The following is a 16,270-nucleotide window of genomic DNA, read 5'->3' on the forward strand; positions in this document are numbered from 1 at the left end:
GTGCGCCAGCCGGCGCGCCCCGGGTCACTTCTTGATGCGCATGAAGCCGAGCACCCGGGTGCAGATCGCGGGGGCGCCGAGATCGGCCAGCAACATGTCGTCCGGCTCCACAACAACGCCGCCAAGCGCCCAGGCCACCGCCGGATGCCCGGCAGGCAGCATTGCCGCGATCTCTTGGGCGATCGGCGGGTTCCGCTTGTTCATGAACCAGACAAGCAGGAGGAGCAGCACGCGTCGGTCCGCATTCGTCGCCAGTTCCTCGGCTACCGCGCGCACCCTGTCCTGATCCCCCCGCCAAGCGAGCAAAAGGGAGAGCGAGGCGGCCACAGGCTCGTACCGTGTCGCGAGCAATGGCGCCGTGATCTTCTCCAAGATCTCCGGTCGCACTGCCTCCGCGCCCTGAAGGAGGCCGCCCGCGGCAGCCCGCCGTACGCCCGGCTGCCCGGGACGGACGGCCAGGTCCAACAACTGCTCCTGTAGCTCAGGATCGCCGCTGTTGGTCAGCAATCGGAAGATCGACGTCCGGACGTCCGGATCGGCCGTGTCCAGCCCGATCGCCATCAGCTCGCGAGCCTCGGCTGGCGGCAGAGGCGCCGCTAGGGCGATGGCCTCGACGGCGCCTCGCGCGATCGGGAAATCCCTGTCATCGCCGTAATGCTGCTCGTCCCTGGACCAAGTGTCCCTGGCAAGGATCATCAGAGCCGGCAGATGGGCGATGTGCGGCTTCTGCTTGAGCAGGGCGACGAGGGCCTTGCGCACGGGACTGCCACGGTCTGAGGCTTTGGCAAGAAGACGAACCGGTATCGGCACGTCGGCCCGCTCCCCAAGCGTCGTGAGCGCACAAGCGCTGACATGGGCGAACTTGTGGTCAAGAGCCGCCTCAACCTCGGCGTCCATGTCGAGCCTGATCGCGGCCTCGACCGCCAAGACCGCCGTGGCAGAGTCGGCGCTGTGCTGGAGAAGCCAGCGCACGTCCTCCTGGGCCGGCGAAGGCGCGACGGCAGCCAGGGCGACCCGCAACCGACGGACGCGCTCGCTCGGTGACGCGATGGCGGCGAGCGTCGCCTGCGCCTCGTCGTCCAACGTCGGCGTATCGTTGGTATCCACCGCGAGCGCCGCCTCGCTGATCTGCCGGTATGGGCCGGGAAGCGCCTGAACCGCAACCTCGGCGGCATCGCTATGCCGCATGCCGTCTCCTCCGCGCCGCCAGCGCAGGCCGGCGAGTTCGATCGCGATCTCGACAAGGCGACTCGCACCACCGTCAGCCGCGAGTTCGCCCATGATGCTCCGGAAAGCATCGGGCGCTCGCTCAATCAGGCAGGTCAACGCCGCTTGTGCGACATCCTCATCGGTGTGTCCCGCCACGATCCGGTCACGCAGCGGGGGAAGGTAGACCGGATCCCAGGCGGACTGCAGGATGAGCCAGAGCAGGTCCTCACGCTCATCGCCATAAGCCGCTCGGAAAACGCCTTGCAGCTCCTCAGCGTCCGCGCCTTTCTCCTTGACCTCTTTCGCTAGCTGGTGAAGCCAGTAGAACAGCAGCCTGCCGGCATGGCGATGCGTGACGAGGCTGCGCCACCCCAGGGTGGCCCGCGCCTGCCGGATATATGCTGTCAGGAAGACTTCGGCGGTGTGGCCCTCGTCATCTTCGGCCAGATGCTGTGCATAGTCATCGGAGTAGACTTCGTTTGCGAAATCGAGGCGGAGCTGCGCGGCTCTGTTTCGATCCGCGTCGTTCGGAGTCAGTTCGGCGACGGCCGCGTCGACAATCCGCTCGAAGCCCACCAAGTCCCGGAGCGCACCTTCGGCGATCGCGTCGTCGGCTTGCATAACGCCAAAGCGCACCACCTGCATCGCCGCATCGAGAAACGCGCCCGACAGATCGGGCGCAAGCCGCTCCAGTTGCTCCGAGAGGCTGGCAGGATAGCTAACGCGATCGGCGGGCAGGATCTCTCGCACGAAACCCTCGATCAGGGGCTTCGTCCGCGGATCGGCGCGCCGGGCCTCGTACCAAGCCTCCGACCGCTCTGGCGCACCCCAGACGGTGAAGCCCGGAAAGGTGTTGTCGGGGCGATGCAGGAGGAAGCGCGCCACCTCGGCTCCGTTGCTCGCGGCTGAGCCGGCCTCGGCGGCGAGTTCAATATAGCTTTCGAGCGCCTTGCCACCCTCCGTCAGTCTGCCTTCCAGCCAAGCGTCGATCTTGGTCACGGTCGGACCACTCGCCTTGACGGAGAACCGGCTCCGGCCCGCGGCGAGAATCCGCGCCGCAGCCCCGGTTCCCCACTCTCCGCCGGGCCCGTCCTCGGAAACGAGAAGATCCAGAAGGTGTTTGAGCGTATGCCGAACCTCCTGGCGATGCGCCTCCATCGCTTTCTCGACCCCCGCTTCGACCCGGGGATGGTAGTAGGCTACGATCCCGCCGTCCGCTTGCCGCAGGTTGCGGGCGGCGATGAAGAAATCGACCAGCGGCGACACGCCCCGCTCCATCGCCGCGTCGAGATCGGCCAGCCCATCCTCGATCTCCCGGAGCACGGATTGTGACAGTTTGTCCGAAGCCTTGAGCAGGCTCCAGATCACCGCGGCGGCGCGAATGTCCTTACGCTCCTCGATTTGGTCGACAACCGTGTTCTCGATAGCGTTCTGGTGCGCGCTGCGGATTGCGTTCGCGATGAAGCCCAGCGGGTTCTTCAGCCCAGCTCGATCAAGCGTTCGAAGAGCGTCGAAGAACTTCTGCAGCTCAAGCGGCGTAGCCAGCTCGTCCAGCACCTTCCGCTCGGCGCCTCGAGCCAGGGGCTGCAGCTCGCGCGGCAGGCCGCTGATCCGGGATTGGTAGAGGCGACTGCGCTCCGCTGCGCCGTAATGCTCGGCCTCCAGTTTGATGAGCCACGCAGCCACGCTGTCCAGCGCCTTCGACTCCTGGGCGACGTCAAGCCGCGAGGTGGCGACAATCATCCGATTCGGCCCCGCTTCCGCGAAGAAGCGCGCGAGTTGGTCGTTCCAAGGTCGGCTCTTCGGGTCGAAGTCGAAGCGCCCCCATGGGTCTTCGATGTCGTAGAGCACGGGCGATGGCGTCTGGTCGTCCCGAAGCTGCTGCGGCCCGAGCCGGATCGACACCCGCGTAAGTCCGGGCATCTCCAGGCGAAGCTCGTCATAGAGCTTCTTCGTCGCCAAGGTCTTACCCGTCCCCGACTGGCCGATGATCAGCGCCGCGCTGCGCTCGCGCATCGCCGCCCGCAGATCGCTCCAGTTCGTGGGATGCACATAGTGCTCAAGCTCGGGCGCGCTCGCGAGATAGCCGCCATGCTCCCGGACGACGTGCTCCAGCTCCTCGCGGCGCCACCAGCCTCCGCCGGCCCGCGCGATCCTCGCCCGAGCCTCTTCTCGGAGCTTTCGGCGACACGCGTCCAGGTTCGCGTTGGGCACGCGGCAGCCCTCAGTCAGCAGACGCTCGATGTCCGCCCTGAGGCGCTCATCATCCTCGTTTGCGATCACCGCCACGCGGCCCGCCGCATCAGCGGGAAGCTCCTCCGCGATCACGTCCGGGAGAGCGGCGTGCTTGGGCCAGTTTCCGGCGCGCCGGACCTTGAGCTGGCGCGCGTCGCCGTTGAGCCCTGCGCTCGTGATCAGCAGGTAGCGCGACGCGGAGTCGGCGAGCCGCTTCGCCGCCGACGGTCGGGTGTCGCTACCATGCAGTAACAACGATTTCAGCGTGGTCGGCGTCCAGGCGTCGCCGCCACGGCGCTTCACCTGCACGATCAGCTTGTAAGCGCCGAGCGGCACCTGAGTGACTGCGCGTGACGGCTCGGAGTCGGCCAGCTCGCCTTCGAGGTCCTCTTGGCTCGCCGGCTCGAGCTGCAGCGCCGAGGTCAGCCGCGAAACGACGACGAGATCGAGCGCCAACCAGACCGATGCGTCGATCTGGTACTCGTAGCCGGCCAGGGAGGCTCCGCCGGCCCCGCCCGAACCGTCCTCTTCATCCACCAGCGCCACGGTCGTTTATGCTCCCCCTCCCACGGCTTAAGCTGCTGCTTCGCCGCTGCGTGAGTGCAAACTATAACTCAAGTCTAGCGCTGCCGAAGCCCCCTGTGTCCGAAGTCCCCGAGTCGGTCGGCGAAAAATCGCCCGGCTAAGACGATGGCCAATACACGTCCCGGACGACGGCCGGGAACTAATGCAGGCGGTCCGCAGGTACTGTCATCGACGGTGGCGCCGGCGCCACGGAAAGGGAGAGGGTTGAAGGGGGAGACCGTGACGGACTTGGAAGCAGGAGGAAAGGCCTCCGGCTGGTCCGTCGCGGAGATCCGCCATGCCCGATGCCTCGCGAACCGCCCGCTCCGCTGGTGACCGCGCCAGCCTGTACACCGAGATCACCACCAGCATCATTGCCGAACTTGAAGCCGGCCGGCTGCCCTGGGTGCAGCCATGGGGCGGGACGGGCACCGCCTCCCTTGGCCTGCCGCGCAACGCCTCCTCCGGGAGGGCCTATTCGGGCATCAACGTTCTGATCCTGTGGGGCGCCGCCTTCGCCGGCGGCTTCTCCGGCCAGACGTGGCTCACCTACCGGCAGGCCCAGGCGCTCGGCGGCAACGTCCGCAAGGGCGAACGCGGCACCACCGTCGTCTACGCCGACCGTTTCATTCCTGATCGCGAGCGCCTTCGGGCGCGCGAAGAGGACGACGATGCCCAGCCCATTCCTTTCCTGAAGCGTTTCAACGTCTTCAACGTCGATCAATGCCAAGGCCTGCCCGACGACATCGCCCCGGTGCCGCCGCCGATCCCGGAGGGGCTGATCCTGCCGCGGGCCGAGGCGTTGATCCGCGCCAGCGGCGTCGATGTCCGTATCGGCGGCGCCCGGGCCTTCTATCACCTCCAGCACGATTACGTGCAGGTACCGCCTCCGCAGAGCTTCTTCGAGCCGGTCAACTGGCACCGCACCGCGCTGCACGAACTGGGGCACAGCACCGGACACCCCAGCCGCCTCGGCCGGGACCTGTCCGGGGCTTTCGGCTCGCGCAAGTATGCCGTCGAGGAGTTGGTCGCCGAGATCGCCTCGGCCTTCCTCTGCGCGGCACTCGGTATCGTGCCCACCGTCCGGCACGCCGACTACATCGGTGCTTGGCTGGACGTCCTTCGCAACGACGACCACGCCATCATCCGCGCCGCCAGCCAGGCGAGCAAGGCCGCCGACTATCTCCTCGGCCTCCTGCCCGATGATGCTCGGGTGGCCGGCCCCGCGCGGGAGACGGCGTGATGACGGCCCCCGTTGTGTTCCGTGCCGTACCGGAACTAGAAAGAAAGCGCCGCACTACGGCAAAGGCTGCGCTTTCATTCTCGGTGGGTCGGCGCGTCAGCGCCGGTGCGAAACTGATACTATTGAGCGGGACCTGTTGAAAAACGGGCCTTAGGCTGATGCGATGGTAGTGTCAGAGGCTGGATGTCAGATTAAGCTTTCGTGCCGAGGTTTTGCAAGGCGGCCCAGGCCAGATCTTGAAGCAGAGTGCGCCAATGGCTGCTCTCGCCATTAGGGACGAGCACGCTCTGCGAGCGCAACGTGAACGCCGCCCCGAATTTTCCATGCACGATGGCGTTGCGGTAAGCGTAAAGGGCATCATTAAACCGCTCCTGCCTTGCTTCATTGATGAGCCCGCCAGCCTTCGCGGCCTTTAAGATGTCCGGCGTCGTGATCTGTCCCAGTAGTTTGAAGAGCGGACCTTTTTCGTCCCGCGACACAAGTTCAAGGGTTCGGCGCGTAAAATCTGTATCACTCACGGCCCCGTCCCGGCGCAGGGCGGTCACCTGCGACGCCTGCTGCATGAAAGCGTAGAACTCGAGCACGCGGTAGAACGCAAGGCAGGCCGCCTCATCATCCGAGTTCAATCCGGTCATGTAGAACCGCAGCGGATCCAGGTCCATGACGGGAGCGGCGGCCGACACGACCCCTTGCCCCATGGGCTCGACGTCGAGTTCCTCGTCAAAGTCCAGGTCATTGAAATTGACCTGCATCACTGACAATAGCAGACCGATCTCGTTCCGATACTCTAACAGAGCAGAAATCACATAGCGCTCGACGAGGTCTGGTGGGCAGTTGGTGACCCGCAGGCTGGTACACGAGGACCACTCGCCCCAGTATTTCTCATAATAGACGTTCCAGAATAGGCGAGCGAGCAGCGGCGAGCCCTGGCCGAAGCTGACCTCGACAGTGCCGAACCGATAGGCGCGGTGAGCCGGCGCGTCACCGATGAAGAACTCGTGATAGTCGCCCAGGCTGAAACCCCCCAGGGCGTGGATGGTCAGCTGGGGGTTGTCCTGCTCAATGGTGTCGAGATCGATATAGAAAATTTCGGACGCCAGTTTGCCCTCTCGGTCGGGGGCGAACACGGACTTGCCAATGAGAGGCCAAGTGATTCGCTCACCGCCATCAACGGTCTGCTCTGTTAAGTGGCCAGCCTCAAAATCATTCCCAGGCGGGTCGAACTCGAACGGAATAGCAGGATGCCCCACGCCTTTCGGTGCAGGTTTCTTGGGCTTGGTAAATAACCGCGGTGCCATGGGTCACTCCTGCCTCCGGCCGTGAATGGCCTTGGACTGTCCAAAGATACTACAAAAGATTGAGATCGGCATCTCACGGGACGAAGCCGTCCGCATGAAGCCATCGGCCGAGGAGTGGCAGGTCAACCGCTGGCCACTGGTCGAGCGGGGGATGACGCGCCGGGACTGCCTGCGCCGGCTGGAGCGGCACGGCTACCCCGAACCGCCAAAGAGCGCCTGCATCGACTGCCCGTTCCATTTCGACGCGGCGTGGCGCCAGTTGCGCGACGACGAGCCGGACGCCTGGACCGACGCCGTCGCGGTGGACCGTGCGATCCGCACCGGTCGGCGGTGCCGCTCGACGCGGCGGACCTGTCGGACGGAGCCGATCCGGGGCAGTTCGACCTCTGGCCCAACGAGTGCGAGGGCCTGTGTGGGGTCTGACCATCGCCCGTCCCGTTCGTCCAGGGGTGGGTAGAGGAAAAGGAGGGAGGGGATCGGGGTGACGGGTGAGAAGGTCGAGAGACAGGCTCCCGGCCGCCCGTCGCGGAGAAGACCACCATGGCGACGTCCAAAATCGTTCTCAGCCCGTCGCGCGACATCCCCTTCAACAAGCTGGTGCTGTCCCAGGCCAACGTCCGCAAGGTCAAGGCCGGCGTCTCCATCGAGGACCTCGCCGAGGACATCGCGCGGCGCACCCTGCTGCACGGCCTCGCCGTCCGTCCGGTGCTCGACGCCGAGGGCGCCGAGACCGGTGTCTTCGAGGTGCCGGTCGGCGGCCGCCGCTTCCGGGCGCTGGAACTGCTGGTCAGGCAGAAGCGCATGAGCAAGACCCAGCCGGTGCCCTGCGTCGTGCGGGACACCGGGTTGGCCGCGGAGGACTCGCTGGCCGAGAACCTCCAGCGCGCCCCGCTGCACCCGCTCGACCAGTTCCGCGCCTTCCACACCCTGCGCGAGGCCGGGCTCGGCGAAGAGGAGATCGCCGCCCGGTTCTTCGTCGCTCCTGGCGTGGTGAAGCAGCGCCTCAAGCTCGCGGCTGTCGCGCCGGCGCTGCTCGACGTCTACGCCGAGGAGGGGATGACGCTGGAGCAGTTGATGGCCTTCACCGTCACCAACGACAGGGCGCGCCAGGAGCAGGTGTGGGAGACACTGTCGAAAGCCTACAGCCGCGAGCCTTATCAGATCCGTCGTCTGCTCACCGAGGGGGCGGTGCGGGCCTCGGACAAGCGGGCGCTGTTCGTCGGCGTGGAGGCCTACGAGGCGGCCGGCGGGGTGGTGATGCGTGACCTGTTCCAGCACGACGACGGCGGCTGGTTGCAGGACCCAGCGCTGCTCGACCGGCTGGTCGCCGAGAAGCTGGAGGCCGAGGCCGCCATCATCCGCGCCGAGGGCTGGAAGTGGGTGGAGGTGGCGCTGGGCTTCCCCTATGGCCACAGCCGGAGCCTGCGCCGTCTGGCCGGCGAGCCGGTGCCGCTGACCGAGGCCGAACAGGCCACCTACGACGCGCTGCACGCCGAGTACGAGCAACTGGAGAACACCGATCCGGCCGACCTGGAGGCGCTGGAAGCGTCGGCGGAGCGGCTCAACGCCATCGACATCGCGTTGCGGGAACTGGAGGAGCGGCCGCTGGTCTTCGAGACCGCCGAGGTGGCACGGGCCGGGGTGTTCGTCAGCGTTGACGCCGAGGGCCGGCTTCAGGTCGACCGCGGCTATGTCCGTCAGGAGGACGAGGCGCCGGTCGAGCCGGTCCCGGTGGCCGGCAGCGACGACGCCCCGACAGCCGAACCGGCGGGCGGTGCCGGCGGCCCCGTTGCGGCCCAGCCCGCGGCCATCAGCGGCGGCAGCCGGGTCTCGGCACCCGCGCCGATCCCCGCCACCGGATCGGACGGCGCGGACGAGGAGGACGCCATCCGTCCCTTGCCCGACCGTCTGCAGACCGAGCTGAGCGTCCACCGCACCCTGGCGCTGCGCGACGCGCTGGCCCGGGAGCCGGACACCGCCTTCCTGGCGGCGCTCCACGCGCTGTGCCTGCGCCTGTTCTATCACCGGGGCAGCGGCTCCTGCCTCGACCTGGAGGTGAAGAGCGCGACCTTCAGCGTGCAACCGCCGGACCTCGCCGCCAGCGCCGCGGCGAAGGCGATCGACGCCCGCCAGCGCCTGTGGGCCGAGCAGTTGCCGCGGGAGCCGGACGAGCTGTGGGCGGTGCTCCTGGGGTTCGACGGCGACAGCCGGGCGGCGCTGTTCGCCCACTGCGTCTCTCTGGGCGTCAACGCCGTGCATGAGTCCTGGAACCGGGCGCCGCAGCGTGCCGCCCACGCCGACGTGCTGGCCGGGGCGGTCGGGCTGGACATGGTGGCCGCGGGCTGGACGGCGACGGTGGACAGCTATCTCGGCCGGTTGCCAAAGGTGCGCATCCTCGAAGCGGTGCGGGAGGCGCGGGGCGCCGAGGCGGCCCGGCTGATCGACCATCTGCGCAAAGGCGACATGGCGAAGGAGGCCGAGCGGCTGCTCGCCGGCAGCGGCTGGCTGCCGGAACCGCTGCGCGCCCGGCCGGAGGAAGGCCCGACGGCCGGGGACGGAGACGTGGCCGGTCATGGGGACACGGTGGACGGCGCCGACACCATCGGCGGTGCGGGCGCCGATGCTCTGCCCGCCTTCCTGACCGGCGCCGGTGGTCCGGAGGATGAGGAAGAGGAGGCTCCCGCCGAGGCGGCCTGATCGTGACGTGGCGGGGCGGCGCCCGGCCGCTCCGCCTTCTCCCCTTCCTTCATCCGGAGGTTCGCAATGACCATGATCGCCGATGCCTGCGGCTTCTCCGCGGACGCCCGTGCCTCCGCGCGCGGGACCGCGGGCGCCGCCCTGTTCGCCGTCGCCGAGCGGCTGCTGCCCGACCTCGAACGCGGGCGCGCCATCGACACCACCGCGTTGCGCACCGCGATGACGGCGGCCTTCGGCGGCACCGACGCCGAGGGAGCCTGGACCTGGAAGCTGGCCTACGATGCCGGCGAGGCCGCGCAGCTTCTGTTCCTCCGTCGCTTCGGCGCCGCCATGCGCCTCCGGGCCGGTGACCCGGCGGCCTTCGCGGCGCTGCTGGCGCGGGTGGCGGCGCTGCTGCCGTCCCAGACCCGCCGCTCCGAGGAGAGCCAGGCTTGGCAGCAGTTCTCGACCCCGCTGCCGCTGGGCGTGGCGGTCGCCGCGGCCGCGGCGCTGACCCCGGCCGACCGTGCGCTGGAGCCCTCCGCCGGCACCGGCCTGCTGGCCATCTTCGCCGAGCTGGCCGGGGCCTCGCTCGCCCTCAACGAACTGGCGGACTGCCGGGCCGGCCTGCTGGAGCGGCTGTTTCCCGGCGTGCCGGTGACCCGGTTCGACGCCGCCAGCCTGCACGATCACCTCGATCCGGCGGTGGTGCCGACGGTGGTGCTGATGAACCCGCCCTTCTCGGCCCTGGCCGCGGTGGACGGCCGGGTGGCCGACGCCGGGCTCCGGCACATCGCCGCGGCCCTGGCCCGGTTGGCCGAGGGCGGGCGTCTCGTCGCCGTCACCGGGGCTGGGCTGTCCCCGGATCATCCGGCGTGGCGGGACGCCTTCGTGCGCTTGCAGGAGCGCGGCCGAGTCGTTTTCTCCGCCGCCATCGACGGCTGCGTCTATGCCCGCCACGGCACCACTGTCGATACCCGGCTCACGATCATCGACCGCGTCCCGGTCGAGGACCCGACCATTGTCCCCGCCTCCCTGGGCACCGCTCCCGACGTCGCGACGCTGCTCGGCTGGGTCCGACAGGCCGTTCCGTGCCGTGCACCGATGGCCACGCCCACAGCACCGCTCCGGCCGATGATGGCCCGGCCTGCGGCAGGGCGGAGGACGCACCGGGTGATGCCCAGCCCCAGGGCCGTGGCGCCGATGGAACCGACGGCGGTCGAGCTGGTCTACGAGACGCGCGACTGGACGCCGCCCGCCGACGCCCGGCTCACCGCCGGGATCTACGAGCCCTACGCGCTGCAATCCGTCGTCCTCCCCGGCGCCCGTCCACACCCGACGCCGCTGGTGCAGTCCGCCGCCATGGCGTCGGTCGCGCCGCCCAAACCGCGCTACCGCCCGCATCTGCCCGCTACTCTGGTCAGTGGTGGGGTTCTCTCCGACGCCCAGTTGGAGAGCGTCATCCTCGCCGGCGAGGCGCACGCCGGCCACCTCGCCGGCGCCTGGACGGTGGACGACACCTTCGACACCGTCTCGGCAGCCCCGGAAGGGGCCGAAGGGACGGTGCGCTTCCGCCGCGGTTGGTTCCTCGGCGACGGCACCGGCGCCGGCAAGGGCCGGCAGGTCGCCGGCATCCTGCTGGATAACTGGCTCAAGGGCCGCCAGCGCGCGCTGTGGATCAGCAAGTCCGACACCCTGATCGAGGACGCCCAGCGCGATTGGTCGGCCCTCGGCCAGGAACGGCTGCTGGTGACCCCGCTGTCGCGCTTTCGCCCCGGCGTGCCGATCACGCTGGAACGCGGCATCCTCTTCACCACCTACGCCACCCTGCGCGGCGACGGCGGCGAGGACGCCGTCCCGCGCATCCAACAGGTCGTTGATTGGCTCGGCCGCGACTTCGATGGCGTCATCGTCTTCGACGAATCCCACGCCCTGCGCAACGCCGGCGGCACCGCCGGCTTCGGCCGCGACGGCGGTCCCGTCACCCCTTCCCAGCAGGGCCGCGCCGGCCTGCGCCTTCAGCACGCCCTGCCGGACGCCCGCGTCCTCTACGTCTCCGCCACCGGCGCCACCACCGTGCACAACTTGGCCTACGCCCAGCGCCTCGGCCTGTGGGGCGGGGCGGACTTCCCCTTCGCCACCCGGGCCGAATTCGTCCAGGCCATCGAGGCCGGCGGGGTGGCCGCCATGGAGGTGCTCGCCCGCGACCTCAAGGCGCTCGGCCTCTACAGCGCCCGCTCGCTCTCCTTCGACGGCGTCGCCTACGAGATGGTCGAGCACCGGCTGACGCCGGGACAGATCGTCCTCTACGACGCCTACGCCGCCGCCTTCCAGATCATCCACGCCAACCTGGACGCCGCGCTGGAGGCCGCCAACGTCACCGGAAGCGGCGGCACCCTGAACCGCGCCGCCAAGGCCGCCGCCCGTTCCGCCTTCGAGAGCGCCAAGCAGCGCTTCTTCAACCACCTGATCACCGCGATGAAGACGCCGACCCTGCTGCGCTCGATCGAGCGCGACCTCGCCGCCGGCCACGCGGTGGTGGTGCAGCTTGTCTCCACCGGTGAGGCGCTGATGGAGCGACGGCTGGCCGATCTGCCCACCGAGGAATGGGGCGACATCCGCATCGACGTCACGCCGCGGGAGTACGTGCTCGATTATCTGGCGCACTCCTTCCCAGTCCAGTTGCACGAGCCCTTCACCGACGGCGACGGCAACCTCTCATCGCGGCCGGTGTGGCGGGACGGCCAGCCGGTGCCGTGCCGCGAGGCGGTCGAGCGGCGTGACCGCATGATCGAGCGGCTGGCGGCGCTCGATCCGGTGCCGGGGGCGCTGGACCAGATCGTCCAGCGCTTCGGCGCCGACTTGGTGGCCGAGGTCACCGGCCGCTCGCGGCGCATCGTGCGCAAGACCGATCCCGGCGGGCTGGAGCGGCTGGCGGTGGAGAGCCGCCCCGGCTCGGCCAACCTCGCCGAGACCCAGGCCTTCCTCGACGACGAGAAGCGCATCCTGGTCTTCTCCGACGCTGGCGGCACCGGCCGCAGCTATCACGCCGACCTCGGGGCGAAGAACCGGCGGCTGCGGGTGCATTACCTGCTGGAGGCTGGCTGGAAGGCCGACAGCGCCATCCAGGGGCTGGGGCGGTCCAACCGCACCAACCAGGCGCAGCCGCCACTGTTCCGCCCGATCGCCACCAACGTGCGGGCGGAGAAGCGCTTTCTCTCCACCATCGCCCGCCGGCTCGACACTCTGGGGGCCATCACCCGCGGCCAGCGCCAGACCGGCGGTCAGGGGCTGTTTCGCGCCGACGACAACCTGGAATCCGTCTACGCCCGCGCCGCCCTGCGCCAGCTCTACGGCCTGCTGCACGCCGGCAAGGTCGAGGGGTGCTCGCTGGGCGCGTTCGAGGCGGCGACCGGGCTGGCGCTCTGTGACCGCGACGGCGGCCTGCGCGACGAGCTGCCGCCGATCACCACCTTTCTCAACCGGCTGCTGGCGCTGACCATCGGCTTGCAGAACACGCTGTTCACCGTGTTCGAGCAACTGCTCACCGCGAAGGTCGAGGGGGCCATCGCGTCGGGCACTTACGACCGCGGCGTCGAGACGCTGGTGGCCGACAGCGTCACCGTCACCGCTCGGCGGACGCTCCACACCCACGCGGCGACCGGGGCGGAGACCCGGCTGTTCACGCTCGCCCGGCGCGACCGCAACCAGCCGATGAGGCTGGAGGAGGCGCTGGAACGCGGCGCCGGGCCGCAGGCCCAGTTGCTGGTGAACACGCGCTCGGGGCGGGCGGCGGTGGCGGTGCCGGCGGCGAGCCTGATGCTGGACGACGGCACGGTGGAGCGGCGGGTCCGCCTGCTGCGGACGATGGAGCGCATGACCGTGACAGTGGCCGAACTGGCCCAGAGCCATTGGCGCTCGACCGAACCACCGGCCTTCTCGGCCGCCTGGGAGGCGGAGGTTGCCACGGTGCCGGAATTCTCCACCAGCACGCTCCACCTTGTGACCGGGCTGCTGCTGCCGGTGTGGCGGCGCCTGCCGGACACGAACCTGCGGGTGGTGCGGTTGCAGACCGACGCGGGCGAGCGGGTCATCGGCCGCGTGGTGGCGCCGGACGTTCTGCCCGAGGTCGAGCGGAACTTCGGCGTTGGGGCCGGGGCAGCGGTTCCCGTGCCATCGGTCGAGGAGGCCTGGGGACTGCTGCAAGGCGAGCGGGTGGCCCTGCATCTGGCCGACGGGCTGTGGCTGCGCCGGGTGACGGTGGCGGGCGCGCATCGCGTCGAGCTGTTCGGTTTCACCGGCGGGATGGTGGACCGGCTGAAGGCGCTGGGGCTGACGGGGGAGATCATCGCCTGGAGCCTGCGGCTGTTCGTGCCGGTTGGCGAGCGGGGAGCGGCGGTGTTCGCGGCGCTGCTCGCGCGGCGCCCGCTGCTGCGCGTCGTCGATCGGACAGTGGCGTGAGCGGCCGGCAGCATGTCCGCGGCGTCGGAGATGGCGCAGCGCCTCGCGCGGGAGGCCGAGGCGGTGTGCCGGCGTTACCTGCCGGTTGGCCGGCGGGAGGGACGCTACTGGCGGATCGGCGACGTTCAGGGCACACCAGGGAGCAGCCTGTACGTTCACCTGCACGGCATCGCCGCCGGTAAATGGGCCGACGCCGCCACCGGTGAGCACGGCGACCTGCTCGATCTCATCGGGGCGAACCGGGGGCTCGACCGCCTGCGCGACGTTCTGGCCGAGGCCCGGGCGTTTCTCGGCCAACCGAGGATCGGCCCTGGTCCCGGCAATCGTGAGGCGCCGGTGTCCGGGGGATCGCCGGAGGCCGCCCGCCGGCTGTTCGTGCGGTCCCTGCCGATCGCCGGCACGTTGGCCGAGGCGTATCTGCGCAACCGCGGACTTCCGGACATCCGGAATTTCGGCCCCCTGCGCTTCCAGCCGCGCTGCTGGTACCGGGATGCCGAGGACCGGTTCGCCGCCGGCCCGGCGCTGGTGGCGGCGGTTACCGACCTGGGCGGCCGGATCACCGGGGTGCAGCGGCTCTGGCTCGACCCGACCGGCGGGGGCAAGGCGGCCATGCCATCACCGCGCCGGGCGCTGGGGCACCTGCTCGGCAACGGCGTCCGCTTCGGCGTGGCGCACGACGCGCTGGCGGCGGGGGAAGGCATCGAGACCATGCTGGCGCTGCGGCTCGCCCTGCCGGTCCTGCCCGTGGTGGCCGCGCTCTCGGCCGGGCACCTTGCCGCCATGCGGCTGCCGTCGGCGCTGCGGCGTCTCTACATCGCCCGCGACAACGACGCGGCCGGGCAGCGGGCCGTGGACCGGTTGGGCGACCGCGCCGACGCGGCCGGCGTAGAGGTCCGGGTGCTGGCGCCGCAGGCCAAGGACGTCAACGACGACCTTCGGGACCACGGTCTGGCGATGCTTCGGGCGCATCTGCGGGCGCAGCTCGCGCCGGAGGAGGGCGCAGCGGGCTGGGAGACCGGCGATTCGGAGGGCTGATGGATCGGCGGGCGGGAAGAAGGGCATTGTCTGTCGGGGCGCTGGTTGGAGCCGGGCAGACCCTCCGGTCCGGGAGAGGCCGCGGCCACGGCCTTCCAGCGGGCGATCGGGCGGCAGCCGGGGCGGGACCGCAACGGCGGCGGTCAACTTTCTTCCCCGGCCGGCCAAGCCGGCCTTCCTCGCGAAACAAGAAAGCCGCCCGCCGCCGTCCTCCGCTGCGCTGCGGCCCAAGAGGGTGCGGTCCCACCCCGCCCGCCGCGAAGGGATCGCCACGAAGGCCGCGATGGGCGCGGCCGGTCCCAGCCGAAGGACGATCCGCCATGCGCACCGCCCCCGACACCGACGACGTCGAGCCCCGCCACGCCGCCTCTTCCACCGACCACGCGCTGGTCGAACTCCAGCTCTACGGCCACCGCCCCTTCCAGGACGACCCCGACCCCCGGCCGCTGCCGGACGAAACCGCCATCCGCGGAGCCCTGGCCGACGTCTTCGACGCCCTGGTGGTCACGCTGAAGGACACCCGCCTGGAGCCCGACCTGGCCGACCTGCTGTGGTCCACCGTCAACCTGTTCCACCGCGCCGCCGACCGGGTGCAGCGTGAACTCGACGACAATGAGGACGCCCAGAAGCGCAACCAGGGCGAGCAGGACGGTTCGGAGATCCGCTCGGTCGAGTTGGAGCGGCTGCTGGCCGAGGGCCTGACGCTGATTGAGCGCCGCACCGCCATGGAGGCCTTCCGCGACCACGCCGCCGAGCTGTTCGAGGTCCACACCGGCTCCGGCTGGCGGCCACGGGCCGGCTCGCTGGTCAGCCACCGCACCCTGACGGCGTCGCTGATCGACAGCCGCGACTTCCTCGCCGCCAAGCGGCGGGCCGAGACCGAGCCGCTGCTGCCGGCCGGCCCCCGCATCGCCTTCACCGGCGGCGTCGAGTGCAACGACCACCACCGCATTTGGGCGGTGCTCGACAAGGTCCGTGCCAAGCACCCGGACATGGTGCTGCTGCACGGTGGCAGCCCGAAAGGCGCCGAGCGCATCGCCGCCTGCTGGGCCGAGCACCGCAAGGTGGCGCAGGTGCTGTTCCGGCCCGACTGGGCGCGCCACGCCAAGGCCGCCCCGTTCAAGCGCAACGACCGTCTGCTGGAGGCGCTGCCGATCGGGGTCGTCGCCTTCCCCGGTTCGGGCATCGTGCAGAACTTGGCCGACAAGGCGCGGGCGATGGGCATTCCGGTCTGGTGCTTCGGTGATAGTGGGGCGTGAGCGTCCGTCTATCCGGCGATCTGCAAAGACGGATTGCCGGATTTCCGTAAATCAGAGATCGCAGAAGTTTGTGTCTCGTCATGGCGGTGTAATCATAGCTTTCATTTCGGAAAGACGGTCGTGGGTGGCCGGGAGTCCATGGCCGACCACCCCGTTGATTCCGACCTAATACTACAGCCGGGATCATCGGTGTTGTCGGCTGTTGAGGTTGGCATTCTGCGAGAGGATGCCGAGCATGACGACGGTTGCCGAGGCGGTGGGTTGGGATGGCGCTCTGGACGCGCTGGCGG

At 69.7% G+C, this 16,270-nt stretch carries 8 protein-coding genes; 6 read left to right on the plus strand and 2 right to left on the minus strand.

The window, feature by feature from the left end; genetic code table 11:
* Positions 1 to 24: 24 nt before the first annotated feature.
* Positions 25 to 3,990: an nSTAND3 domain-containing NTPase gene (locus ACSVDD_RS28685; protein ID WP_448192841.1), complete on the minus strand. Its 3,966-nt coding sequence runs from the start codon at positions 3,988 to 3,990 to the stop codon at positions 25 to 27.
* Positions 3,991 to 4,306: 316 nt separating this feature from the next.
* Here ACSVDD_RS28685 and ACSVDD_RS28690 point away from each other — a divergent pair, with 316 nt between their 5' ends.
* A complete protein-coding gene (locus tag ACSVDD_RS28690; RefSeq protein WP_448192842.1) occupies positions 4,307 to 5,251 on the plus strand; it encodes an ArdC family protein in 945 nt (314 codons plus the stop codon).
* Positions 5,252 to 5,442: 191 nt separating this feature from the next.
* Here the strand turns inward: ACSVDD_RS28690 and ACSVDD_RS28695 are convergent, their stop codons facing one another.
* Positions 5,443 to 6,549 (minus strand): hypothetical protein, encoded by a 1,107-nt coding sequence (locus ACSVDD_RS28695; RefSeq protein ID WP_448192843.1) that lies wholly within the window; start codon positions 6,547 to 6,549, stop codon positions 5,443 to 5,445.
* Between the two features lie 94 nt (positions 6,550 to 6,643).
* Here ACSVDD_RS28695 and ACSVDD_RS28700 point away from each other — a divergent pair, with 94 nt between their 5' ends.
* The 5 genes from ACSVDD_RS28700 to ACSVDD_RS28720 all read left to right on the plus strand — a co-directional run bounded on the left by ACSVDD_RS28700 (position 6,644) and on the right by ACSVDD_RS28720 (position 15,980).
* Positions 6,644 to 7,006, plus strand: coding sequence for a hypothetical protein (locus tag ACSVDD_RS28700; RefSeq protein ID WP_448192844.1), 363 nt, complete (start codon positions 6,644 to 6,646; stop codon positions 7,004 to 7,006).
* Positions 7,007 to 7,089: 83 nt separating this feature from the next.
* Positions 7,090 to 9,246: a ParB/RepB/Spo0J family partition protein gene (locus ACSVDD_RS28705; protein ID WP_448192845.1), complete on the plus strand. Its 2,157-nt coding sequence runs from the start codon at positions 7,090 to 7,092 to the stop codon at positions 9,244 to 9,246.
* 66 nt (positions 9,247 to 9,312) lie between these two features.
* On the plus strand, positions 9,313 to 13,686 hold the full coding sequence (locus ACSVDD_RS28710) for a strawberry notch-like NTP hydrolase domain-containing protein (protein WP_448192846.1): 4,374 nt from the start codon (positions 9,313 to 9,315) through the stop codon (positions 13,684 to 13,686).
* Positions 13,687 to 13,698: 12 nt separating this feature from the next.
* Entirely contained in the window at positions 13,699 to 14,721 is a 1,023-nt protein-coding gene (locus tag ACSVDD_RS28715; RefSeq protein WP_448192847.1) for a DUF7146 domain-containing protein, read from the plus strand.
* 320 nt (positions 14,722 to 15,041) lie between these two features.
* Positions 15,042 to 15,980 (plus strand): DUF2493 domain-containing protein, encoded by a 939-nt coding sequence (locus ACSVDD_RS28720; protein ID WP_448192848.1) that lies wholly within the window; start codon positions 15,042 to 15,044, stop codon positions 15,978 to 15,980.
* Positions 15,981 to 16,270 lie beyond the last annotated feature (290 nt).

This window comes from Azospirillum terrae, from assembly GCF_053470425.1.